This window comes from Streptomyces atriruber (assembly GCF_001418325.1).
Classification (GTDB): domain Bacteria; phylum Actinomycetota; class Actinomycetes; order Streptomycetales; family Streptomycetaceae; genus Streptomyces; species Streptomyces atriruber.
Map to the genome: position 1 here is coordinate 33,752 of NZ_LIPN01000060.1, position 24,331 is coordinate 58,082.

General features: G+C 72.0%; 12 protein-coding genes. 2 read left to right on the top strand and 10 right to left on the bottom strand.

The features are described 5' to 3' along the window. Positions 1-9 precede the first annotated feature (9 nt). From AOK03_RS06825 to AOK03_RS06855, 7 genes are all read right to left on the bottom strand, one after another. Positions 10-1,824 (bottom strand): hypothetical protein, encoded by a 1,815-nt coding sequence (locus AOK03_RS06825; protein ID WP_055564262.1) that lies wholly within the window; start codon positions 1,822-1,824, stop codon positions 10-12. Then, a complete protein-coding gene (locus AOK03_RS06830; RefSeq protein WP_055564263.1) occupies positions 1,817-7,078 on the bottom strand; it encodes a hypothetical protein in 5,262 nt (1,753 codons plus the stop codon). Before AOK03_RS06830 ends, AOK03_RS06825 begins: the two co-directional genes overlap by 8 nt. After that, the gene (locus AOK03_RS06835) at positions 7,075-10,281 is read right to left on the bottom strand and encodes a hypothetical protein (RefSeq protein WP_055564264.1); all 3,207 of its coding nucleotides are present in this window, start codon (positions 10,279-10,281) and stop codon (positions 7,075-7,077) included. Before AOK03_RS06835 ends, AOK03_RS06830 begins: the two co-directional genes overlap by 4 nt. Further along, positions 10,278-11,447 carry a Kelch repeat-containing protein gene (locus tag AOK03_RS06840; protein WP_055564265.1) on the bottom strand — a complete coding sequence of 390 codons (1,170 nt, stop codon included), beginning with the start codon at positions 11,445-11,447 and terminating at the stop codon, positions 10,278-10,280. Before AOK03_RS06840 ends, AOK03_RS06835 begins: the two co-directional genes overlap by 4 nt. Positions 11,448-11,529: 82 nt before the next feature. Beyond that, positions 11,530-16,302 (bottom strand): kelch repeat-containing protein, encoded by a 4,773-nt coding sequence (locus AOK03_RS06845; protein WP_055564266.1) that lies wholly within the window; start codon positions 16,300-16,302, stop codon positions 11,530-11,532. 1 nt (position 16,303) lies between these two features. Then, positions 16,304-18,898 (bottom strand): M64 family metallopeptidase, encoded by a 2,595-nt coding sequence (locus AOK03_RS06850; RefSeq protein WP_055564267.1) that lies wholly within the window; start codon positions 18,896-18,898, stop codon positions 16,304-16,306. 272 nt (positions 18,899-19,170) lie between these two features. Continuing rightward, on the bottom strand, positions 19,171-20,019 hold the full coding sequence (locus AOK03_RS06855) for a LysR family transcriptional regulator (RefSeq protein WP_055564268.1): 849 nt from the start codon (positions 20,017-20,019) through the stop codon (positions 19,171-19,173). Positions 20,020-20,088: 69 nt separating this feature from the next. Here AOK03_RS06855 and AOK03_RS06860 point away from each other — a divergent pair, with 69 nt between their 5' ends. Both AOK03_RS06860 and AOK03_RS06865 read left to right on the top strand, forming a co-directional pair. Beyond that, a complete protein-coding gene (locus AOK03_RS06860; protein WP_055564269.1) occupies positions 20,089-20,406 on the top strand; it encodes a hypothetical protein in 318 nt (105 codons plus the stop codon). A gap of 106 nt (positions 20,407-20,512) precedes the next feature. Beyond that, positions 20,513-20,929: a hypothetical protein gene (locus AOK03_RS06865; RefSeq protein WP_055564270.1), complete on the top strand. Its 417-nt coding sequence runs from the start codon at positions 20,513-20,515 to the stop codon at positions 20,927-20,929. Positions 20,930-20,937: 8 nt separating this feature from the next. Here AOK03_RS06865 and AOK03_RS06870 read toward each other — a convergent pair whose 3' ends face one another. Genes AOK03_RS06870 through AOK03_RS06880 form a run of 3 tightly spaced genes read right to left on the bottom strand, consistent with a single transcriptional unit; the run spans position 20,938 to position 24,199 of the window. After that, positions 20,938-21,384: an HIT family protein gene (locus tag AOK03_RS06870; RefSeq protein ID WP_055564271.1), complete on the bottom strand. Its 447-nt coding sequence runs from the start codon at positions 21,382-21,384 to the stop codon at positions 20,938-20,940. A 35-nt stretch (positions 21,385-21,419) separates the two neighbouring features. After that, positions 21,420-23,114 carry a TIR domain-containing protein gene (locus tag AOK03_RS06875; RefSeq protein ID WP_157868876.1) on the bottom strand — a complete coding sequence of 565 codons (1,695 nt, stop codon included), beginning with the start codon at positions 23,112-23,114 and terminating at the stop codon, positions 21,420-21,422. After that, positions 23,111-24,199, bottom strand: coding sequence for a toll/interleukin-1 receptor domain-containing protein (locus AOK03_RS06880; RefSeq protein ID WP_055564273.1), 1,089 nt, complete (start codon positions 24,197-24,199; stop codon positions 23,111-23,113). Before AOK03_RS06880 ends, AOK03_RS06875 begins: the two co-directional genes overlap by 4 nt. Positions 24,200-24,331 lie beyond the last annotated feature (132 nt).

A 24,331-nucleotide genomic window follows, 5' to 3' on the forward strand; every position in this document is an offset into this window, starting at 1 on the left:
CGCGAAGTGTCAGACGACGGTATCGGTCAGAACGTCGAAGGTGAGGCCGCTGGAGCGCTCGCCGTGGCCGGTGGCGCGCTGCGCGGAGAGCCAGACGACGACGCGGCCGTCCCGCCACCGGGTCCTGTTGAAGGCGACGGTGATCCGGGTGCCGGTGCGCGCGACCTCCTCCTCGTTGATGAAGTACGGCCGCCCCGCGTCCAGTCCCTCGCGCAGCAGGGCCGTGCGTGGCCGGACGGGGGTGCCGTCCACCTCGCTGGGCATCGCGGCGCGCTGGAGTTGCACGCTCCGGGTGTCCCCGGGCACGTGTACGGGGATGAAAGGGATCCAGTTCTCGGGGACGGGGCTCGCGATCTTGTAGGCGACGTCGGCGTGCGGTTCGTCGACGGGCCCCGGTGGGTGCAGCCTGCGCCGCTGGGCCAGGTGTTCGGCGGCTGCCTCGTCGCCGCCCCGCGGTCCGCCGTCCGCCAGTTGGACCGTCTGCTCGATGCCCCAGACGAGGTTGGCGTTCTCGTCCCGTACGAGCGCCACGTCCTGCAGCGCCGGGCCCGTGGCGACCTTCGGGGTGCCGGGCGGCAGGAGCAGGCCGGTCCCGCCGTCGGCGCCGAGCGTGAACATCGACCAGCGCTGCCAGTCCTGCCGCTCGCCCGTGCCCGCCGGGGTGATCCATCGGCGCTGTCCGAAGACGTCGGTGACCGCCAGTCCCTGGACGGTGGCGAGCGTTCCGGCGGGTACGTCGCAGGGGAGCTGGTACCAGTCGTTGCTGAAGACGAGTGCGAACTCCAGGAAGACGAGCCGGGCGAGGTCGGTGCTGTCGGGGGTGACGGCGGCGAAGTTCGTGTTCCCGTCCTCCAGCGCCCACCAGCGCGGCAGGGGCATCCCGGCGTAGCCGACGGGTGCCGGGAATACGGTGCGTCCCGCCGGTACGGGCGTCGGGCCCGTCCCGCCGAGCGAGCCGCCGGGATCGGTGGAGAAGGCGTACCAGTCGAGCTCACCGCCCGGGTACTCGGCGGCCGTCAGGACCTGCTCGCCCCCGCCGGGGGCGGGAGCGGAGACGGCGAAGGAGTGCTCCAGGCGCCGGGCGTTCCAGGTGGCGTCGCCGTCGGGCCGCTCCGCGGTCACCCCGGTCGGCTGGTCGATCAACTGGTCGAACCAGGACGTCAGCCGGGGTGCGAGCGCGTCCAGGGCCGCGCGGTGCGGGCCGGGCAGATCGATGCCGTCCGAGGCCCGCCCGCCCGCCTTGAGGTGCTGGTAGAGCAGGTAGCCGTCCATGCGGCGCCCGGCGAGCGCCTGCATGGTCGCCCAGACCTCCGGGTGCGCGACCAGTGCGCTGTCGGCCTCGTCGGCGGGGTCGGGCAGCGCCACCGGGTAGCGCGCGGTGAACTGCTCCGGTACGTCGTGCGCGCGGAAGACCGGCGGGTCGGACACCAGCTTGCGCCAGCGGCGGCCCAGCGCGAGGCGCAGATCGAAGGAGGTCCGCTCGGAACCGGACACGAAGGGCAGCGGACGGCGTTCGGCGACCGTCTCCAGGGGCCGGTCGGCGGGCAGCGGCTCGGCCGGCCCGCCCTCCGGACGGAACCGGCCCGGCGTGCTGGTCGTGATGGCGTACCGCGCGGTCACCGGCGAGCCCGCGTCGGCGCCCTGGAACTCGCCGAGCTGCCACTGGCGGGTCAGCAGCCACAGCGCGTCCCGTACCTCCGCCCGCAGCGCGCGGTCGAAGTCGGTGGTGCGCGGCCTGCCTTCGAGCCGGTTCCAGACGCCGACGGCGGGGTGCGCACGGTCCCGGAGCGCGCCGGCCAGATCCGTGATGCGTGGCTCAGTCATGGTCGGCCTTCCAGCGCACGTTGGCGATCGAGAGATCGGTGCTGATGGTGATCGGCTGCGTGGTCGCGGACATGAGCGTGGCGGGCAGCAGGTGCCCGTACGCGCTGTCCTCCAGGTGTACGGGCTCCACGGCGCGGGCCCTCGCCATGTCGAAGGTCTCGTGGACCGCCGCCACCAGGTCGGAGGTGTCCCAGGTGCCGGTCCGTACGGGCGGTACGACGAGCAGCATCGCCTGGGGCGGTTCGGAGTCGGGACGGTCCACGTCTGCGGTGATCGCGGTGGTCTCCAGATCGGCGGGAATCACCTCGGTCCACTCGTCGAGCAGCAGTCCGCAGTGCGGCTCGTCCTCGTCCGCGCCGTCGGCGTAGTGCGCCGTGAACAGCAGCCTGTCCTCGGTGATCGCGGCACCGGGGGCGAACTCCATGCCGAGCCAGTGGTCGTTCTGGCGGAACGGGAGCTGGACGGGCGTCAGCCCGGGCTCCTCCTCGTCGTCCCGCAGCGCGGAGCCGAGCAGCACCGCACGCTCCCACAGCCGGGGCATCTCGCGGACCCGGGCGAGCCCGTGGATCCAGTCGTCCAGCGGGAAGTCCCGCTTCACGGGCGCCCGGGTCAGGTGCTCCACGAGCTTGTCGCTGTCCCTGCGCGCCTTGGCCCACTCGGCGGTGAGCGCGTCGGGCGGCGCGAACTCGGGAACGGCGAGGACTTCGGGGCCGAGCATCGCCCGGAGCGCCTCGGTGGCCGCCGCGACGCGGTCGGGGCCGGTGATCGCCCGGTCGTACTCGGCGAGCGCGGCATCGGCCGCGGCGAGCCGGACGGCGATGTCGGCACGCAACGCGCTTGCCCGGTCGAGCAGTTGCCTGCCGAAGGCGACGACCCGGTTCTCGACGGGCGTCAGGTCGAGCCCGGCGGGGTCGAAGCCGGTGAGCGGCAGCAGGTCGGTGACGTCGTCGAGCAGTGCGCCGAGCGTGCTCCGCGTCGTCCGTGCCTGCTGGTTCAGTGCCTGGAGGCGGTTGCGGAAGCTGGTGCGGCGGTTGCCGACGATGCCGCGCAACTGTCCGGGGCTGCTGGGGAGGGTGGCGGTCGGTGTGGTGGTGAGGAGCCGTTCGGCCTGCTGGAGCACACGGAAGCGTTCGCTGACGGGGGTGTTGGACGGCAGCGTGTCGTACTGGGCGAGGAGTGCGTCGGCGTCGGCCAGCGCCCTTGTCATGCGTGACGCGGTGGTGGCGACGGCGGCGAGCACATCGGCGTACGCGCTGCCGCGCCACTGGACGAGTTCGCCCCAGCCGCTGCGCACCATCCCGAACCCGGCCGCCGTGGTAGCGAGTTCGGCGTAACGGGTGAGGAAGCCGTCGATGGCGGCGAGCACCGCGGCCCGTGACGGCTGCGCGGGCGGGTCCGGGTAGAGGGGGGAGAGGTCGTGGACGAAGTCGGCGGCCTCTTCGTCGAGGTCGGCGAGGGAGCCGCGGACGGCGGCGGGCCGTGCGCGGGACAGCGACACCGCGTCGTCGGCGGCGCGGTCCACGGTCGCGGTGCCCGCGGCGGGCACGAGGTCGCTGGTGCGCAAGGGGCGTGAGGTGGTCAGCAGGGTGCGCAACGCGGCGATGAGCGGGGAGAGTTCGAAGAAGGTGACCTTGCCGGGGACGCGGACGGTGTGGCCGATGGTGAGGGCGGCATCGGGGCGCGGATGGTCCTTGTCGACCACGGTGCCGATGATCCGGTCCTCCAGGTCGGTCATCGCCTCGGCGCCCACTGAACGGACCGTCCACAGCAGGTCGATCGGGTCGAGCCCGAGGTCGTCGAGGGCGACGACGCGGCCCCGGGCCTGCCCGCTCACCGGGTCGGTCCAGGTGACGCGCGCGACGACGTCGTCGGCGTCGGGCAGCATCCCCGCCAGCCAGTCGTCGACTGCGGGTTCGGCCTGCGCCCTGGGGGTGGCGCGGCTCTCCGGGCGCAGCCCGGGCCGCAGCCGCAGTCCGAAGCGGTGGGTGAGGGTGGTGCCGCTGCGCGGGGTCTCGACCACGGAGGGCTGGGGCGGGAACCCGGCCTTGGCGTAGGCGTCGAGAGTCGCGGAGGCGCGCTCGGTGTTCCCGGCCAGCGCCTGATGGGCACTCTCGGCCACGGCGAGGTCGGCGAGGGCGTCGTGCACGTCCAGGAGCGCGTGGACCTCGGCGGTGACGGCCGCGGCCTGGCCGGCAGTGGCGGGCGGCAGTACGTCGCCGAGGCCGAACGGGTAGCTGTCCGGCACCCCGGTGCGGGTCACGTGCCGGACCAGGGCGAGGCCGTCGACGACGTTGCGTGCCTCGACCTGCTCGATCGGCACGGCATCGGAGGGATCGATCGCCGTCTGGGGGATCTTCCCCGCGCGCAGGGGGAACCGTTCGCGCAGCGCGGTGATGAAGCGGTCGACCTCCGCCTCGACGTGCCGGTCGTGCAGGCCGCGCTCGAGGCGGTAGCCGAGGAGCGCGCCGAGCGGCTGGCCCTGTCGCAGCCCGTCGAGCAGGCTCAGCGCGATCCGTACCCGCCGCGAGCCGAGGTCCACGGCGAAGGTGCTGGGGTTGTCGGGGCCCGCGTTGGCCGTGTACCCGGCGCGCAGGACGGCGGCGGTCCTGGCGTGGCCGGGCGAGGGGGCGTGGACGAAGCCCGCGTTGTCCGGGTCGTGCAGGAGCGGCGCGCCACCGCTGAAGATCTCCGCGAGCTTGCCGGTCAGCTCCACCGGGGTGAGCTGCGCCGCGCCGGGCCGGACATCCTCCAGCCAGCCGTAGGCGCCGAGGTGCAGGCCCGGACGGGGCACCGTGGAGCCGGTGGCGCCGAACCGCAGTTCCTCCAGGCGCGCGGTGGCCAGGCCGGTGCGCCAGGCGTCGAGCCGGTAGGTGGCCAGGTCGAGGTGTTCGGCGAGCAGCCGCTCCAGGCGGGCTGTGGGCAGGTCGGCGAGGATGCCGAGTGCCGTGATCTGTTCGGCCAGTTCGGCGGTGGCGGGGGTGCTGCCGAGCACGCCCGGGATGAAGTCGGCGAGGAGCTGGTCGGGGCTGCCCGTCACGGCGGGCTCCGGCGAGTACAGCCTGCGGAAGCGGCTTTCGCTGGGCAGCGTCTGGCCGGGATCCGGTATCCGTACATGCACGAACGGCGGGTCGGCCGTGAGTTCGTCGGGGGCGGCCGCACCGGCGGCGACGGCGAGGTTGCGGGCGGCGTCGGCCCAGCCGACGAGCACCGCGTGCCGCAGCAGCAGGTACAGCAGCGCGGAGGGCGGGGCGTCGTCGGTGAAGCCGAGTTCGAGGCGGACCGTGTCCAGGCCGTGGGCCGCTTCCTGAGCGAGCCAGCGCAGGTAGTTGCGGCCGTCGGGGGTGCAGGCGTGCACCGGGTCGGTCTCCGACAGGGGCCGGTCGTCGATCAGCGGTGCCAGCAGCGGCTGTTGGAAGTCGGTGAACAGTTTGCGCAGCAGGTCGGGGTCGTGATCCGGGCTGCCGTTGTGGTGCCCGAGCCTGGCGAGGAGCGCGCGCAGCGGTCCCGGCATGTTCAGCCGGTCCAGGGCGGGGAGTACGGCGGAGCCCCGGCCGCCCAGGTTCTCGCGGTTGAAGATGTCCTCGACGCTCTGCGCGTACCGCTGGTGGTACTCGGCCGAGGTGGGGTGCAGGGCGAGGATGTCCAGGAGGAGCTGGTGCGGGTCCTTGGCATCCTCACCGGGTTGCGGGGGCCTGCCGAGACGGGCGACCTTGTCGGACGCCGCCCGCCAGTCCTGTGCCGCCTCACCGAGCAGCCGGTCCAGGCCGCGTATATGGACCGCCGATTCGGGCCAGGTGAGGCGGGAGAACGCGGTGGTGGGCAGGATGCCGTAGGGCTGGCCGCCGACCCGGACGGCCGGGACGGGGCCCCGCCCGGAGACGTAGCGCAGGAAGAAGTCCCTGGTCTCGCGGACGGTCTCGGCGTCGAGGACGGGGTGCAGGGCGGTCCGGAGGAAGGAGCCCCACGTCACCGGCCACAGCGCGGTGTTGGCGGCACGCGCCTCGCGCTGGTCGGTGCCGTCCGCGTGCGGCATCCCCTCGACGACGGCGGGCGGCAGGCCGAGCAGGTCGGTGAAGCGCCGCCCGTCGGTCCCGGTGGTCCAGTCGGCGGGCCGTGCGGCCTGTGCCGCCCCGGGACGCAGGGCCGATTCCGCCTCGTCGGCGTCGCTCTGTCCCGCCGGCATCCGTTCGGTGTTGTTGGTCGGGGTGCCCTGCGGCAGCAGCGCGTAGCCGTCGGGGCCGCGCAGTTGCTGCGTGATCAGGCCGGAGAGCTGCTGCGCGGACTTGACCGGGTCGGGCTGTGCGCGCAGGCCGAGGACGAGCAGCCGGTCGAGGCCGCCGCGCGTGCGGTCGTCCAGCGGAACGCGCAGTCCCATGCCGACGGCGACGGCGCGCTCGAAGTCCGTGAGCCAGCGCAGTTCGTCGGGGACGTGCAGCGCCCCGGTGACCGGATCCACGGAGACCTGGTCGGTGGCGGCGGGGTCGGGGCTCACGGGCAGCGTCTCGGGCACGGCCGCGCCGGTCGCGGACAGCACCTGAGCTCCGCCGACGTAGCCCAGTACCTGGAAGCGGTCGGGCAGCAGACGGGCACGCGCGGCGCGGGTCCAGGAATCGGGATCCGTGGCACCGGCCGCGGGCGGCGGCAGGACCAGGAAGGCCACTTGTACGGCGTCGCCCGTACCGACGGGTGCTCCCTCGACGCCCGAAGGGCGCAGGGCCCGGATGGCGGCGGCCCGGGTGGCGCCGACCGCGGTCTGCAGCGCGGCGTCGGCCTGCCGAAGGAGGCGGCGGTCACCGTGCGCGCGCCAGACGGCGGTCCAGTACGCCACCGTCGGCCGCCGGTCCGCGGCGGCCACCGGCTTGGGGCCGACGACCACGAGCACCGTCGTGCCCGCGGGGACGGCGTCCGGCTCCTCGGCGGGGTTGGCCGGAACCCGCTGACCAAGGAGCCAGGCGGCGCGCCCCGGGGCGATCCGTCCCGCCAGTTCCTGCCGGGCGGCGCGGAGTGCCGCCGGGTCGCGCGCCGCGGCCCAGCGCGCCGTCCAGTAGGCGTCGAGGGCCGCGATCTCGGCCGGGGTGGGCCGGGATTCGAACTTGTCGACGGCCCATTCGTCGGGGAACACCCGGATCAGGAGCTCGGTCGGGGTGAACCGGGTCTCGATCCGTACGGGCGCGAGGAGGACGGGAAAGTCGTCGCTGAGCTGCGTCGTGGTCTGCTTAGGCGACGTGGCCGGGGGCGTTGTCGAGTGCGTCATCGCGGCAGCATTTCCTGTGCGTGGGCGGCCACCAGGACCGGAACCTGGAAGAGGATGTAGGCGAGGTCGGCGGAGCTGAGCCCCGCGTGCCAGAGCGGCAGGTTCTCGTCCTCGGCGCGCTGTTCCCGCTTCTCCTGGTCGTCCTCGGAGCCGTCGAAGCCGACCAGGGGAACGGTGACTCGGGGATCGAGTTCCAGGAACCCGCGTGCGTGCGGATCCACGTCGGTCCACGACAGGTCGTTCCACACCTCCACCGGGGTGGGCGCCGCGTCGTCGACCCCGAACCTCGGATCTCCGGGGCGCTCCTTGAGGATGAAGAACCAGCCCGCGTCGGCGGGCGGATCACCGCGCGCCTCGTCCGCGTCGAGGTCGAACCCCAGGAGCGTGATGTCGGGGTCGATCTTCGCCTCGTACAGCGGAAGACGTACCAGCGAGTGCGGTGGCCTGTCCTCGCCGGGAAGGGTGACGGGCACCCGCTCCTGGGTGCGGTCGGGCAGGCCGTCGGCGCCGGTCGGCCACTCGGCCCGCTGCGCGTAGACGGCGGCCGTCGGATACCGCTTGAGCAGTTCGCCCCGCACGACCAGGACCAGGTCCTCCTTCTGAGGACCCGAGCCGACGGGTCGGTTGGCGTTCTGGCCGAGCCGTGCGGTGGTCGGCCAGGTGTGCAGCGGCGGGATGTCGTAGCACCGCTCGCGTCGGCGTTCGGCGCTCTCTCCCGGCCTGAGCTGCGCGGTCCGGGGGTCCCAGAACTGCCGGAAGGGACTGCCCCGCTGGTCGGTGGGGTACTCCCGCCAGAGCAGTTCGCGGGCCATCTCGTGGTTCAGGCCCGCGAGGTAGGCCTCGATGAACTCGCGGTTGTTGGCGAGCAGCGTGATCGAGTTCTGCGGAAGGAGGCCGAGGTTCGGGACGAACGCGTCCACCGACTGGTCGAGGATCGCCTGATAGGTGGGCAGGTCGAAGACCGGGTACGCCATCGCCTCGATGAAGTCGTCGGCGAACGGACGCAGCCGCTCGGGCAGTCCGACCGAGCCCAGCAGCGTCCTGGGCACCGTCGTGTCGGCGCGCAGCGCGGACAGCACCGAACCGGTGGCCAGGGCGACTTCGAGCCGCGCGCGTGGCGGGGTCTTTCCCACGGCGGTGGCGACGTTCAGGCCCTGGTACAGCTCGCGCAGCGCACCCTTGAAGCGGGCCGCCTCGGGGCTGTCGGTGGCGCCCTGTCCCGGCACCACCGGGTCGTTCAACTCGCGCAGCCGGAAGTCGGGGCTGTGCGGCAGGCCGTCGACCGGGTCCGTCGCGGGAGCCCCGGGGTGCAGCTCCTCGGCGAGCCGTTCCGCCGTGACGATTCCGGCCGGGGCGGTCTTGGCAGGTGCGGCCGTCACCGCCGCCGCAGGGTCGTCCATCCGGGGCACGAGCGCGTCCGGCGGGCGCTCCGGGGTGAAGGGCAGCGTCCGCATCAGCCGCGATCCGGGCCGGGTGATCCGCCGCATCGCCGGGGAGAGCGGCGCGCCCGCCACCTTGCTGGCGGCCACCCGGAACCCGATCGCGACCTTCTCCGCCTGCCCGTTGAGCGCCGCGGCCGCCGCGGCCGGGGCCACGGCGGCCGTCACCCGCGAGTGCGCGGGCGCCGTCAGCCGGAGCGAGCGCCCCGACGGGGCGGCGGCCGGCTGCGCCACGGAGGTGCCGCCCGCCGGGTCCAGGTGTTTGGTCTGGAGTACGTGTCCGACTTCCCGCGCCAGTTGCGCGGCGCGGATCCGCGCGTTGGCGGCCAGCACATCGCCGACCTGCGCCCAGGCCGCGGCCATCAGCTCTTCCTGGCGTGCCCGGACGGCCTGCGTGCCCAGCTGTGCGGCGACACGGAAGCGCGGGTCGAGGTTGAGCCTGTGGACCCAGTTGCGGTTCTCCGGCGAGGGGACGGGTGTGCCGTCCTGACGGGTCAGCAGCCTCGGGGTGAGCGCGTGCCACCTGCCGTACAGCGAGGGCGTGAGGAGAGGGTCGGACGCCGCTGCGAGCGGCGGGGCGGTGATCGGCGGCGCCTCGAGCGCGGCGTGCGCCGCGGCCGGGGTGTGGCGCTGATAGTCGTCCGCCAGGTTGACCAACGCGGCCAGGGCGCTCTGGAAGGGGTGCGGGTACGGGGCCGCGGGCGGTGGCCGGTCGTGGAAGTTGTCCCAGTTCTCCGCGTCGTCGGGCGGCGCGCCCGGCGGCTGCGGCACCTTGAGGGCGCCGCCCATCGGCAGCACGCCGCCGAGTGCGGCCGGTGTCAGGATCCCGGGCAGGCCGAGGCCGGGCGAGCGGTGGACGTCGATGTCCCTGCGCCCCACCCGCGGGTCGGGCCGCTGGGGCCGCAGCAGGCGTACGAGGGCCTCGAAGTCGCCGGTGCTGCCCGTGGTGAACTGCCAGCGGTGGTAGTACGGCAGGCGCCCCGAGGCCGGTCGGCCCGGGTAGGGCGGGCCCCACGCCAGGTACACGGCGCCGGGTGAGCCCGTCGGATCGAGGCCGAGCCCGGCCAGCCGGCCGGTCTCGAACGCCGGTACGAGGAAGGCCTCGTACGCGGTGTCCGGGCGGAGCCTGCGCGGACACATCAGCCGCGAGCAGGCGTTGTCCGCGTCGGCGCGGAGCACCTCGGCGAGCGCGGCAAGGGCGTGTGGCGTGCTGTCGGAGGCGACCGGACCCGTCAGTGAGCCGTTGACGTGCACATGCGCCCAGGCGCCGAGCTGCTCGGGCCGGGGCAGGGTGGTGGCGGTGTCCCGTACGGCGATCACGGGAAGCGGCCCGTTCCCCTGCGGGCTCTCGGTGAACTCCGGGGCCGCGCCGTCCGCTCCGGTCCCGGCGGTGAGTACGACGAGGGCGAGCCAGGGGGCGAGCCGCTTGGTGACGTCGTCGGGCGGGGCCGGGCTGTAGCGCCAGGGGAAGTCCTCGTCGCAGAACTCGATGTGGGCGAGGTAGTTCGGCTCGTAGTTGGTGGTGGAGGGCCGCGGTTCCGTACGGGAGATCGCGCGCGGGTCGATGCCGATGACGTCCCCGGGGCCGTAGAGCTGCACGTTCCGTTCGATCTCCTGCACCAGCGGTCCGCCCTTGAGGGGCTCGCCCGAGACGCGGAGCCGGACCGGGACGGCGGCGCGCGCCGAGGTGCCTGGGTCACCCGTGATGCGGGTGGCGATCCCGGCACGCAGCCAGGGCAGGAACGAGTAGGCGTTCGCGGTCATGAGGCGCCGCCCGCGGTGAAGATCTCCGTGCTCGCCGTCAGCTCGGGCACGTCGGGGTCGGCGGCGGCCGTCCCGGTGCGGGCCGTGCCGCCCGTGACGAGGACCTTCCCACCGGGCAGCGGAGCGGCGGCGAAGGCCCACCGGCCCTCGGCAAGGCCCGCGACAGGGGACCAGGCGTCCGCGTCGGCGTCGTAGAGGACCGCGCTGCGGTAACCGGCCTCGTCCTTGTCGTCGGCGGCGCCCCCGATGACGAGGACCCCGTGCTCACCGAACGGGAGCGCGCGGTGCAGGGCCCGCCCCGACGGCATGTCGGTTGCCGGACTCCACGTCCCGGAGGTGAGGTCGTACAGCTCGGCGGTGCGCTGACTGAACGGGTCGAACGGGCCGCCGCCCGGTGCTCCGAGCGCGGTGCCGCCGGTGACCAGGACCTCGGTGTCCGAGAGCTTCGTGGCCTGATGGTGACTGCGGGGCGCGCGCAGGCTGCCGGTCGGTGCCCACTTCTTCGTGCCGGAGTCGTACAGCTCGCAGAAGGCGAGGGACGGGTCGTCGGCGCTGCCGACCGGGGCGGTCCCGCCACAGACCAGCACGGCACCGCCCGCGAGGGGCACGGCGGTGTGTCCCGTACGGGCCTCCGTCATGGCGCCCGCCGCCGACCACGTGCCCGCCACCGGGTCGTACAACTCGGCCGTGTGCAGGGCCCTGGTGGTCTGCGCCGACCGGACGGTGGTGCCACCGGCGACGAGCACCTTGCCGTCGGCGAGCAGGACCGCGCTGTGGCCCGCGCGGGGCCCCGCCATGCTGCCGCCGAGGGTCCAGGCGCGTGTCGCCGGGTCGTACAGCTCGGTCGTCGCGAGCGCGGGCGCGCCCCGCGAGGCACCGCTGGTACCACCGGTGGCGAGGATCTTCCCGTCGGCGAGAAGGGTCAGGGTGTGCAGCCGCCGGGGGGTGTTCAGGGCGCCGACCGGGACCCACGTCCCGGCGGTGGCGTCGCGGACGGCGGCCTGGCTGACGGCTGCACCGGCGCTGTCGGCACCCCCGGCGACCAGCAGGGCGCCGGTGTTGGAGAGGGGGACGGCGTTGTCGTGCTGCCCGTACCAGGTGACGGCCTCGGGCAGGGCCGACGCGGACGTCCAGGACCCGGCGGCCCGGGTGGAGATGGTGGTCATCGAAGCTCCTCGGGTACGCCGTCCGTCGTACGGATGGTGGTGCCTGCCGGATCGGGGGGCTCCCCGTGCCGGGTCCGGGCAGTCATGGGATCAGCGCCTCCCCGGTGGCCGCGAGCTGGAGCGGCCCGGGGCCGGGCGCCGCAGCGCCCGCCGCCGCGATGCCTCCGGTCACCAGCACACGGTCGTCGCCGAGTTCGGCCACCGCGGTGGACCACCGCCCCTGGGAGAGGCCCGCGATCCTGGTCCAGGCGCCCGCGGCCGGGTCGTACGCGAGCACGCTCCGGAAGCCCGCCGTGCGGCCGGGGCCCGTGGTACCGCCGATGACCAGGACGTCCCCCGCGCGCGTGAGCAGCGCGCGGTGCCGGGCGCGGCCACCGGGCATGGGGACCGCGGGAGTCCAGGTGCCGGAGAGGGGGTCGTACGACTCGGCGGAGGCCAGGGCGCGGGGATCGAACGTACCGTCCGCCGCGACGACCGCCTCGCCGCCCGTGACCAGCACCCGGCCGTCGGGCAGCAGCGTCGCCTGGTGACTCGTGCGGGCCGTGTGCAGGCTTCCGGTGGGGCTCCAGGTGCCACTGGCCGGGTCATAGAGCTCGCAGTGCGCGAGCGCCGCGTCACCCGGGCCGCCCGTGGGCAGCGCTCCGCCCACGACCAAGACCCGGCCGTCGCGAAGGAGAACGGCCTGATGGCCGGTACGGGCGTCGTTCATCGGCGCCGTGGCCGTCCAGGCGCCGGTCGCGGGGTCGAACAGCTCGGCGGAGCGGAGCGCGCCGAAGCCCTGCCCGCCGCCCCGGGCGGCACTGCCACCGGCCGCGAGCACCCGGCCGCCGGACAGCCGCGTCGCGGAGTGCGCGAACCTGGCCGCGCCCATCGGCCCCGACCGCGTCCATGCCACGGCGGGCGGGTCGAACACCTCGGCGGAGGCCAGGGGAGTGCCGTCCGCGCCCCGCCCTCCGGCCGCGAGCACCCGGCCGTCGGAGAGCCGCGTGACGGTGTGCAGACGGCGGGCGGCCGCCATCGCGACCGACGCGGTCCACACACCGGCCGTGGGGTCGAAGAGCGCCGTCGCGGCAACGGCCGTACCCGCGGCGCCGGTTCCCCCGGCGAGCAGCGCCTTGCCCGTGGCGAGGAGCACCGAATCCACCTGCGCCACCGGGGTGGGCAGCGTCCCCGTGTCCGCCCAGGTGCCGGGGACGAAGGGCGCGACCGCCGCCTCGGAGGCGGGGATGACGTGCAGCAGCCCGTCCAGCGCCGGGTCGGCGGCGACGAAGTCGGCGAGGGCGTCGGCCGCCGTGGCCTGGTTCCGGAAGTCCACCGGGGCGCCCGCGGCTCCGCGGCCGAGCGTGCGCGGCGGCAGCGCGGGCACGTTGCTGCGTACGTACGCGACGACGAACCGCTGGTCGGCGACGCGCACGGTGTCGGCCGTCGCGAACGGCTGGCGCAGCAGCGCCTCCCGCCTCGACAGCGGTGACCTGCTCGTGCTGCTTCCCTGGAGCAGCCCGTCGAAGACGGCGGGGCTGACGCTGTGGAACCGCTTGGTGCGCCCGGCGGAGAGCCGCGCGGGCGGTTCGGTCCCCGGGCCGTCGGCGTCGGCCGCTCCGCGCGCACCGTTCGCGGCGGGCGCGCTGTCGAGGATGTGCAGCTCGTAGCGGGCACTGCGGCGCACCACGCGTGCGGACGCCAACGTGCCCGCGGCGGCGGTGAGTTCGAGACCGGTGTCCTGTGTCTCGTACGCGGGACTCGACAGTTTCGCCGCGTCGCTCATGTCCTGATACTGGGCCATGGCGAACTTGTCGCCGGTGTCGGAGACGCGTACGAGCCCGCTGCCGGGCGCGGGCGCGACGGTGAACCGCTTGCCGTCGGCCGTGCGCCGCGGGCCGACCCTGTCGAGGCGGACGTTGAGCGGCAGCGCCCGTTGCTGGACGGACAGCGTGCCCAGCGGATGCAGCACGAGGTCGTCGGACGGGGGCAGTTGGCGGAGGCTGACCAGGGGCTTGCCGCTGCCGGTGGGCAGGCGGGTCTGCCAGCCCTCGGTCTTGCGCAGTTCGGCGGCGAGCAGCGGCAGTACCAGGACGGGCGGAAGCGTGGTGGTCAGGCTCTCGCCCCAGGTGATGTCGAAGTTGGCGGAGATGGAGAAGAACAGGAACCCGATGGATCCCCTGCCGTGCGCCCGCCAGGGCGCCGGGCCTTCGAGCCGGAACCGCAGGTCGATGCTGAACACGCCGACCCCGAACGCCTTGAGCGAGACCGAGGCGCTGATGGCGATGTCGAACCGGAACGGGTTGAACTGGAACAGCGCGTCGAAGCTGAGGTGCCCCTCGATGCCGAAGCTGCCGAAGCCCAGCCGGAGTTCCGCCTTCGAGCCGAACTGCACGGTGTTGCTGGTGATGGCGAAGTAGCCCGAGATCCTTATCAGTTGCCTGTCGCGGTGCAGGATGTCGAGGGACACCCGCTCGGGCACGGGGAAGGGCAGCGGCGGCGCCTTGTACGAGGGGTGGAAGCCGCCGACCGTGAGCACCAGGTCAGGATTGTCGCCCCAGGCCACCAGGATGCCCATGCCGCCGTCGAGAGGCATGGTCAGCACGTGCGAGTCCACGAGCCGGGCCTCGAACCAGAGCCGGTTCTTGCCCGGTTCGAGGGCGCCGAAGAAGTCGACGCGCAGATCGAGGAGGGGCAGCTTCAGGTTCGGCAGGGTGGCGCGCAGGGTGCCGAGGACGGCGATGTCGCCGGGGATCTCGATGATCAGCCCGAGGGAGATGCTCACCAGCGTCGGAGTGGCCCAGCCGATCTTGGCCATGGGGCCGATGAGGAACGTGCCCTGCTCGGGCGGGAAGAACGCGTTGAGGTCCGACAGGACGCGGGGCGCGTTGGCGATCACGTCGCGCGGGAACATCACGGACTCGATCGAGCCCGTCCGGATGCCCTCCGCGAGCGCCTGGAGGTTCATGCCCCGGTTCAGTCCGATCAGGCCGCCGACCGCGAGCAAGGTGAAGCCGTAGCCGAGCTGGATGCCCTCGCCGAAGTCGGCGGTGAGCACGACGAGGAGCGAGAACCCCTTCGAGCCGTCCGGCATCCTGGTGCTCACCAGGCCGATCGCCTTCAGCGCCAGGAAGTCGGCGAACTCCAGCTCCATCGCGCCCGCGTACTCGCCGCGCGCGGCGTCGAAGGCGAGGAAGCCGCCACCCCGCACCACGCTCGTGTCGATCGAGAGGCCCGCGCCGCCGGGCGGTTTGAAGCCGAGCGACACGTCGAGCGGGCCGAGGTTCCCGTCCAGCCCCGGGCGTCCCTCGAACAGGGCGGTGAGGCCGACCTTGTCCACCACGGCCGTGACGGGCCCGAGTTGCGCCTTGAACGTCGCGCCGAGACCGACCGGCACGGCACCGCCCGAGGGCGACACGGAGATGCTCAGGCTCTGCACCTCGACCGGACCGATCCGTCGGCCCACCGGGATCTGGAGCTCCAGATTCGAGGTGCCGCGGAAGTACAGGCCGTCGCGGTGCGAGACGCCGAGGGTCAGGTCGCCGCCGATGCGGAACCCGTCGGCGGGCAGGACGGCGGCGAGGAATCCGTCCGCGTCCTCACCCGCCTTGAACACGAACTCAAGCCCTTGGAGGTCGAACTCGGCGAAGACGTCCACCGGGTCGTCCTGGCCGCCGTCGATCCGGACGCCGCCCGTGCCCGAGAGCGCGCGGAACTGGAGCCGCGTACCGTCCGGGGTGCCCAGGAGCAGCACGGGCTGCCCGTCGGCGGCCATGCTCTCGGCCGTGACCTCGATCGCACCCTTCGCGTGCCCGGGTGCGCCGCCCGACTCGAAGCCGGTGATCACGTCCACGCCCTCGCCGGGCCTGGCGAGGAGCGCCACTCCGCCCTGGAGGTCCAGCGCGCTGCGGACCGTGACGGCGATGCCGCACGCCAGCTCGAACCGGAGGCCGAGCGAGCCGGTCAGCGAGGGGAGCAGCGCGAGCCCCGGCGCCCCGCCGGTCACGGCCGGAGGCACCCGTACGAGCCGGACCGCGCCGCGCGCCCGCCCCTCGCCCTCGTCGCCGCCCACGGACTGGTCGAAGGCGGCGAAGGTGAGCGCGGTCGCCGTGGGGCCCAGCGGGTCCTGGCGCGGACCCTGCACCGCGGTCTGCGCGCCGTCGGACAGCGCCGCGATGCGCACGTCGAAGCCCATGGCCAGGAAGAGGTTGTCGAGCTGGGAGGCCAGCTCGTCGAAGTCGAGGTCGGGGCCGCCCCAGCCGTAGGCGTTCTGCAGCACGAGCGACGGATCGTCGAGCACCTTGGGCACGTCGGCCACATCGAGCGTCATCCGGGTGTGGGACGGACGGCTGCCCGTGGGCGGCACGTAGGCCGTCTTGATGATCCCGAACGCGCGCAGCCCGAAGCCCACGGAGGGGTGGAAGCGCTGGAGGTAGGTGATGACCAGATGGTCGAGGAGCTGCCGCGGGAACCGTTCGCGGAACCCGTCGGCCCGCAGATGCGCCGGGATGGCCGAGTCGGGAGCGTCGGCGATGGCGCGGATGGCGGTCACCAGGCCCTGGACGGCGGCGAGTACGCGGGCCGCGTCGTCGGCGGAGACGTCGGCGGCGCTCTCCGACTTGGCGGGCACCGAGGCGCGGAGTCCGGGCGCGCCCTCGTTGAGCCCGCCGTCGCCGAGGAGTCGGCGCAGGCTGTCGAAGAGCGTGTCCACGGCGGTGCCGAGCGCGCGCAGCGGGGCCGGGGGTTCGGCTGCCGTCCAGCCGAGTTCGTTCAGGAGGCCGACGAAGGCCTCGGGGGAGGCGACCGCCTCGCGCAGGGGCAGCAGCGCCTGCCCGATCTCGGCGACGAGCTTGTCGAAGGTGCCCTGTTCAGCCATGTCATGCCCTCGGGTACTGGTGCGCGTCGAGCGGGGCGTGCTGGGCGGGATCGATGAGGTTGACGATCAGCCACTTGCAGAGGAAGCAGAACATGCCCCGCAGGTCCGCGTCGTTGGTCGTGCCCTTGTCCTGGCCGCGCATCTTGCACTCGCCCGACGCCCGGTAGAAGCCGCCGGCGAAGTGGTTGCCGCCTTCGAAGATCCCCACCATCTGGTACGCGAACTTCGGTGGCACGAAGCCCGGTATGCCGATGGGCAGATCCGTCTCCTCCTCCCGCTTCCCGAACGGCTTCGTGGTGTCCCGGTTCCTGTTCAGCGGGCCGTGGCTGCGCTGGTTCGCGGGGGCGGGGTCGGCGACGAAGTCCCGTACCTTCTTGTCCACCACGAAGACCGGAAGCCCCGAGAGGTCGGTCCGCTGGACGAAGACCGCCGAGCCCTTCTTGAAGACCGGCAGCTGAGCGACGGGTCCCGGGGTCTGGAGGAAGAGGGTGCCCTGCTTCTCGTCGGGCCTGGTGGCGATGGTCAGGTTGGCCAGCACGTCACTGGGCGTCGCCTTCAGCGGAAGCTGCCGGTTGTCGGCACCCGTCGAGAAGTCGTGCACGGTCACCTTGGCGTTGTCCTGCCACGCCTGGACCCATTTCGCGATGTCGGCGGTGCCGACCGTGACTTCGAAGATGTCGGACACCAACGGCACCGAGGGCACCAGGAGTTTCCCGGATACGCGCATCCGCGGCACGGCGAACCATTTGATCTTGTCGGGGTTGAGCTTGCGGTCCTGCGGGGGCGCTCCCTGGTGCAGGAAGGTGAGCTTTGCCAGATTGTCGAACGGCAGGTCGCGGGTGGGGTCGTTGTCCCCCTGCTGGTCGCCCCCGAAGTCCTCGTACTCGTCTCCCAGGTTGAAGGAGTGGGCGAACTCGTGGGCCACCTTGTTGACGAGGTGGTCGATCTCGGTGATGCCCAGGGGATTCGTCGGCAGGACGGGCGGCGGTGTCCTTGTCCGCACCGGCCTGGCCCCCGGCACGGCGGAGAACTCGACTTTCCCCTGCCGGCCCACTGTCGAGGCCGTCAGAGTGCCCCGGTTGAAGGCCGTGCCGCCGAGGAGCGGGTCGTACGCGATGATCGCGACCATCCCCCGGCTCTTGCGGAATTTGGTGTCGTCGGGCACCCAGTTCTTCCCGATGGGAGGGTTCGGCGGCTCGGAAAGACGGAGCCCCTCCAGATATCCGAGAACGAAGTCTCCCGGATTCGTCGCGTTGCTGTTCGCGTACACCTCGGGAGCGTGCCTGCGCGGATCGAGTTCCAGCGTCTGATGCCCGTCGACCCGGTAGAACTCATAGACCCGGTCGATGAATTCCTTCAGATTCGGCGCGTTCGGCGTATCGCTCGCAGGAGGCTGGACCGCGGGCTCCCCCTGGCCGTTGAACCTGCTCCGGTCGGCCCGGCGGCGTCCCAGATACAGTCCGTAGAAGGTGTCCGACGCCTCGATGAATCCCTCCGCCTGGTGCTCCTTCCAGGTCGCGATCACCAGATCGGTCGCCTTGCCCTCGACGAAGTCGGTCAGGCCCTGGCCCTTCCAGAGGTCCCTCAACTGCTGTGGACTCCGGCTCTCCCCACGTTGGGGAAGGCCCACGCGCTCGACCAGTTGCTGGACGCTGTAGCTGTTCTCCGGAAAGCCGCTCTGATCCGACTCGGGAATGCGCCGGCCGATGAAGTCGCGTCCCGCCTGTCCGGCCCTGTCCACGACGCGGGGACCGCAGGTGACGAGCTGCTGCTCGGACGGCTCGAACACGGAGAAGACGTTGAAGCTCTTGCTCAGCAGTCCGTACGGCTGATGCCGCGGCTTCTCGAACATGTCGCGCACGGTGCGCTGGACGATTCTGTCGAACAGCTGGGCGTCCTTGGCCTCGAATCCCTCCGCTACGAAGACCATGTTGACCTGGTCCTCGTGGTTCACCACGTCCGTGGCCCTGACCCGCTTCAGCGTGGTCCGCGGCTTCGCGTGGTCGACCACGCGCACCGGCAGGGTGTTGCTGATGGCCGTGCCCTTGAGCGTTCCCGAGACGGTCACCGGAGCCGTCGTCTCCGCCGTTCCCCGCAGCCTTCCCCGCGGAGCGATCACGACGTTCGGACTCGGCGACGTCAGATCGATGTAATCGTGGCCCGTGATGTCGCCGACCGCGTCGGTGCCTGCCGCCGGGTGTTCGCTGAACCGGGCGTACAGCGAAGGCTGTGCGTGTGCGAAATTGCTGTCCTTCGTCGTCGTGATGGATTTGTTTCCGAACCACCAGTCCTCGATCTTCTCGTGCACCTGGAGCCTGCCCACGACCACCCCGAAGCCGCCGTTGACGGTGATCTGGAAGAGATAGACACCCGGCTCGGTGGCCGTGACGATTCCGGAATTGCTGACCGAAGGAAGATTCGTGAGCCGACTTCCCGTCGGGTGATACGGCGCGAAGAAGTGGAAAACGCTGCCGTTCGTCCGGTCCGTCAGCACGAACGGCTTGGGCGCGGCCTCGGAGAAAGTACGGCTGAAAACCTGAATCTTGAGCGGGAGATTTCCGGTGAGCACGAGGTGCAGATCAAGGTGCGGAAACACCGGAAGATCCGCAGTGATGGGAACCGTACTCGACATGATCGCTCCCGGCGGTCGATCTTACGGACGGCGAAGGGTTCCGATCCTCCCACCGCCCTCAGATCAACAGAAGAGCTAATGCGGCGTTGTTTGAATATTCGGCAAGGCCGGGAAACGTCTTTGCCTGGAATTTATCGCTCCAGTCGGAACAGAACACTCATTCAACAGCGCTATGAGCTGCCTGCCTCGTGCACGGCGCCCCTCCCGGCAGGGCTGGGCGAGGCCCACCACTTCTGTCAGGAGCCCTGAGGCTTCGACCCCACCGCCGCGGCCACGAACGCCGCGACCAGAGGCCGACGGTCCCGCTCGTTCCAGGCGAGCACCAGGCGGCTGGGCGGCGCGTCGGTCACCGGCACGCAGGCCAGGCCCTGCGGGACCGGCTCGACCAGGGAGCGGGGCAGCACGCCGACCATCCGGCTCACGGTGATCATGTGGAGCATCTGGGTCACGTCCGCGACCTCGGGCCCGGTGCCGTCGCCCCCGGGCACCCCTTTCCAGCGGGGCAGCGCCTCACCCGCCAGATCGGACATCCGCACGGAGGCGTGCCCGGCCAGCCGGTGCCCGCAGGGGACGATCGCCACGCGGTCCTCGGCGTGCAGCGTCTCGTGGGCCAGGCCGTCGAGGTCGTCGAACGGCGCGTAGAGCAGGCCGACATCGGCCCGGCCGTCGTGGAGGAAGTCGGCGCGGTCGGCCGGACCGCTGAACAGGATGTCCACCCGGCGGGCGTCGGGCCGACGGGCGTACTCGGCCAGGATCCCGGACAGCAGCCCGGCGTCGCCGCCCGGCTTGAGCACCAGCCGCAGATGGTCGTGCGCCTCGCCGGCGCGCCTGGCGTGCCGGACGGCGGCGCTGACGGCGTTGAGCGCGTGCCGTCCGTGTTCCCGCAAGGCCTCCCCGGCGGGGGTGAGCTCTACGTGCCTGCTGGACCGGATGAACAGGGGCACACCGAGTCGGCTCTCGATGCGCCGGATCGCCTTCGAGAGCGCCGGCTGGGCGATCGAGAGCCGGACCGCGGCCCGGCCGAAGTGCAGCTCGTCGGCGAGCGCGACGAAGTACTCGAGCTCGCGCGTCTCCAGTTCAACCATGCCGTGAGGTTATCGCCGAATGCCGAACGGATCTTGGACGCGAAGGCGGACGCCCTTGAGAATTGCCCCATGATTCACCACACGATGATCGTCTCCTTCGACCGGTCCCTGCCCGCCGAGGAGCTCGACCAATACCTGACAGACATCGAACAGGCCATGCTCGACTCCGACACCGTGCTGTCGGTCGCGGTACGCCGTCACATCCCCGTCCCCGGCGAGGAAGCCATCCCGGCGCTCGTCGCGACCGCCATCGTGCAGGTCGCCGTGGCCGACACCGACGCGCTGGCGAAGGCGTTCGCCGCACCCGGCCTGCACGAGGTCATCGACCACTGGCAGTCGCGGCACCCGTACAAGGTCGCCTGGGCGAACCACGAGCCGCTGACGTGAAGCGGCCTGAAGCGGCGTGAAACCGTGTGATCCGGCATGAACGCCGTTGGCCCGACCGGGAGCACTGACTAAGATCCCCAGAAGGCCAGTTGTCACGGGGGGACACATGTCGGCGGGGCTGGACGAGGGCCGGATGCGGCATCTGGAGCTGATCCAGACGATCGTGACCCGGATGGGCAACAACTCCTTCCTCATAAAGGGGTGGTCGCTGACGGTGACGGGCGCCCTGCTCGCCTACGCCGTCGGGAACGACAAGAGCGCCATCGCACTGGTGGGGTTCGTACCGGTGCTGGCCTTCTGGGCCCTGGACGGCTACTTCCTCTATCAGGAGCGGCTGTTCCGTCGCCTCTACGACCGGGTGCGCAAAGCCACTCCCGCCGACGCGATCGAACCGTTCGCCATGGACGTGAGGCCGGGCAGGGAGAAGGCAGGTGTCCTGAAAGCCGCAGCCTCCTTCACCCTGTCCGGCTTCTACGGAGGCCTCGTCCTGGCCCAGGCGTTCGCACTCATCTTCGTGCTGTGAGCGCTCCGCTATTCGTACTTCGAGTCCAGTGCCGCACGCAGGCGACGCACCGAGTCGTCGAGCAGATCCGCGTCCGTCTCGGCCGCCTCGGGCCACAGCCGCGGCATCCTGTCGCCCGTGAAGCGCGGCACGACATGGACGTGGAGGTGGAACACGGACTGGGTGGCGACCGCGCCGGACGACTGGATGACGTTCAGTCCCTCGGGGCGGTGAGCCGCCCGGACCGCGTGGGCGGCCCTGAGCACCGCCGTCCCGACGGCCGCCGCCGTCGCCTCGTCCAGTCCCCAGATGTCCGCGACATGACGCCGGGGCACGACGAGGACGTGCCCGGGGTGGACCGGGTTGAGGGGAAGAAGGGTGAGGGTCTCCGCGGCCCGGGCGACGATACGGGCCGGTCGGGTCCCTGCGTCGACCCCGCAGAAGACGCAGTCGGGGTCGTGGTGTTCGGCGCTCATGGGGCGAACGATAGGCGCGAGGAGCGGTCTGGCCCTCAGACGGCGCGGTCGTTGACGTCGCGGAATGCCAGCGGGAGCTTCTTCACGAGGTCCCTGTCGAGGTGGGGCAGGCGTGTCCTGGACAGGGCGACCATGGACTGGGCGAGCGTGGAAACGTAGTTGTTGAGCTCCTCCTTGTCGTCCGCCACCAGGTCGTACACGTCCCCGTCGTACTCCGGCCTGCCTCCCGAGTGCACCGAGTGCTGGTACGGCCCGAAGTCGGCCGGCATGTCCCAGCCGTCGAGGGGCCTGACCCAGAACACGGGAAGGATGGCTATGGGCTCCTGGCCCGGGTCCGCGTTGAGGTTCGCCATGCGCTGCACCATGACGGCCCACTCGCGCCTGCACCACTCCCGCTGGAAGTACCCCTCCGTGATCAGCGGGACCATCAGTCGCGTGGTGCGGATCGCCTCGATCAGCTTGGGCTCCCACGTCGCCCCGTGCTGCATCATCTTGTCGAAGAAGCCGGACCGCGTCACCCGCCCACCGAGCTTGGCGGTCACCCGCTTCTCCAGCAGGTTGTGGAACTTGAGCGCCTCGTCGAAGTCGACGTCCCGGTTGTGCCAGCTGGTGAAGAAGAAGCAGGAGGGCACCTCGGCCGGTTCCGCCGGGGACGCCTGGCGGGATCCCTGCCAACGCGCGGCCAGTTCCTCGGCGATCGCTCGTACGCTGTCGGCCATCTGACGGCCGGTGCCCGCCGCATCGGTCTCCGCCGCCACTGTGTCGGCCAGCGCCAGCACGAATTCGGGGTCCTCTTGCTCGAACACCGTGTCGAGCAGCAGGTCGACGCGTTCCGCCATGGACAGGTTCACGGTCACGGCTTCGGGCAGCACGGTCGCCGTCGGCCGCAACCGCAGCGCCGCCATCCAGCGCCGGTAACTGCCGGAGTCCCTGCACACCGTCGAACGCAGCAGGCTGGACCGCAGACTCGTGCGTGCCCGGTCGGGCACGTCGGCCCGGTACTGAGCGGGGAGTGCGGGCGACGGTGTGTGCCGGTCGGGAGGTGGGGGCGCCATGCGGGCTATCTCCGTGACGGTGGTGACCTGTTCCACGGTGACCTTGCCCGCCAGAACGGCTTCTCCGGCGCGCACGATCTGATGCGGATGCCCGTCGAAGGTGTCCGCGAGCCGTGCGGCCTGTCGCTGATCGAGGCCCATGTTCTCCATGAGGAGCCTGACCGCGTCAGGGCGGGCCAACGGGCCCACGAGCAGCCGGGCGTTCGGCTCCCACTCACCGGTCTTGCGCGAGGTGACCAGAATGCGCGCGTTGCCCTCCGGGAAGTGCGGCCGGAGGCCGCCCGGGTCCTCCGCATTGTCGAAGATGTAGAGCCAGTCGGCCGCCGTGGGACCGTCCAGCGGTCGTCCCAGGTCCTTCTCGAACGCCTCGTGCAGCCGCTCCGTCTCCTCCGCCAGACGGTCCGCCAGGCGGACCGGGTCCGGGTCCCTGGCGCAGTCGAAGACCCACATCAGTTCGTAGTGCTGGGTGTAGAGGTGGCCGTAGGAGATGGCCAACTGCGATGTTCCGTACCCGTACTGGCGGTCCTCCGGGTCGTGTACGAGCACGGCGCGGTGGTCCATGAGCAGCCGGTGCGCGTCCGCGATCTCCTCGTCCCTGCCGACGAACGGGGCCGGCAGCGGCGGGAGGTTGTTCATCTGGGGCAGCTGCCGGGGCGGGCGCCGTGACGGACTCACCGGCCGCTCCCACGTTCCGCCGACTGCTGAGGGGTCTCGGGCAGCACCTGTTCGATCAACTGCTCGGCCTCCGCCGGGTCCGCCCCGGCCAGGACGACGACTTGCGCGTCACGGACGAGCAGCGGCCGGGGTGCCGCGTCGATCTGCACCAGGACGGCTTGGGACGGCCGGCCGGGGGAGCCGACGAAGGTGTCCGCCCACTCGGTGGGGTCGGTGTTCCCGGCGGCGAAGTAGTTGCGCGAGAAGATGACCAGCATGCGCTCCGCCGCGGCCCGCGCCTGGGCGACCGCGTCCTTGAGGCTCTCCTGGCTGGCCCGCCAGCGGCGCTGCACGACGCCGTGCCCCCGTTGCACCAGCACCTCGGACATCCAGTCGGCCCAGGGCTGGTCGGCGCCGACGTAACTGATGGCGACCGAGCCCGGCTCGCGCTGCAGCGTCCCGGTGTCCAGGATCTCGCGCAGGTGTGACCACCCCTCCACGCGGGTCTCGGCCAATTGTCCGGCTTGCACCGCGCTCTCGCTGCCGAACGCAGGATCCAGGTCATGGGCGTCGGCCAGGTCCAGTGGTTCCAGCTCCGTACGCCCCGCCTCGGCAATGGTTTTGGCCAATTGTTCGAGCAGCGCGTAATACCGTACTTCGTCCTCCGCACGCGGTGAGGCGGCCAGGGACTCCAGTCCGTACTGCCGCAGCCAGTCGAAGGCTCCGGGCCCCTCCACCGATGTGCGTACGTTGTCCGGCACCTGTTCGTCGGCCACGGGCTTCCAGCACAGCGGGACGAGACAGCCACGCGCGGAGACTCCCCGGATGCCCTCGTGGTGCCGCATACGGGCGTCGAAGACCGCCCATTCGAGTCCCGCGCCGCGGTCGGTGAAGTACCGGGAGGAGTACAGCACGATCATGACTCCGGCCCTGGTCACGCCGCCTTCGCGTGCCGACTCGGGCTCTTCGACGGCACCGAGCAGGCCGCTGACGCCGAACCCCTCCTGGATCCGCAGTTGGTACTCCAGGTCGGTGTGGAAACGCGTCAGCGCACGCCAGCCATCAGCACGTACACAACTCGTATAGAAGAAAGCGGCTGGATCCACGCGCCCCTCACAAACTTCCGCCACGGTCCGGCGTGATGGACATTCGCGCAGACTCGGTGAGAACGGATGGCCGGTCGGTCAGCGGCGGCTCCTCCGAGGCCGGTTCATACTCCCTCAATACCCCAGAGGATA

Excerpts from the sequence above, each read along its gene's own strand:
- AOK03_RS06865 (WP_055564270.1), top strand. The coding sequence starts at position 20,513 with ATGTCGGCGGGGCTGGACGAGGGCCGGATGCGGCATCTGGAGCTGATC.
- AOK03_RS06860 (WP_055564269.1), top strand. The coding sequence starts at position 20,089 with ATGATTCACCACACGATGATCGTCTCCTTCGACCGGTCCCTGCCCGCC.
- AOK03_RS06855 (WP_055564268.1), bottom strand. The coding sequence starts at position 20,019 with ATGGTTGAACTGGAGACGCGCGAGCTCGAGTACTTCGTCGCGCTCGCC.
- AOK03_RS06845 (WP_055564266.1), bottom strand. The coding sequence starts at position 16,302 with ATGGCTGAACAGGGCACCTTCGACAAGCTCGTCGCCGAGATCGGGCAG.
- AOK03_RS06830 (WP_055564263.1), bottom strand. The coding sequence starts at position 7,078 with ATGACGCACTCGACAACGCCCCCGGCCACGTCGCCTAAGCAGACCACG.
- AOK03_RS06835 (WP_055564264.1), bottom strand. The coding sequence starts at position 10,281 with ATGACCGCGAACGCCTACTCGTTCCTGCCCTGGCTGCGTGCCGGGATC.
- AOK03_RS06870 (WP_055564271.1), bottom strand. The coding sequence starts at position 21,384 with ATGAGCGCCGAACACCACGACCCCGACTGCGTCTTCTGCGGGGTCGAC.
- AOK03_RS06840 (WP_055564265.1), bottom strand. The coding sequence starts at position 11,447 with ATGACCACCATCTCCACCCGGGCCGCCGGGTCCTGGACGTCCGCGTCG.
- AOK03_RS06825 (WP_055564262.1), bottom strand. The coding sequence starts at position 1,824 with ATGACTGAGCCACGCATCACGGATCTGGCCGGCGCGCTCCGGGACCGT.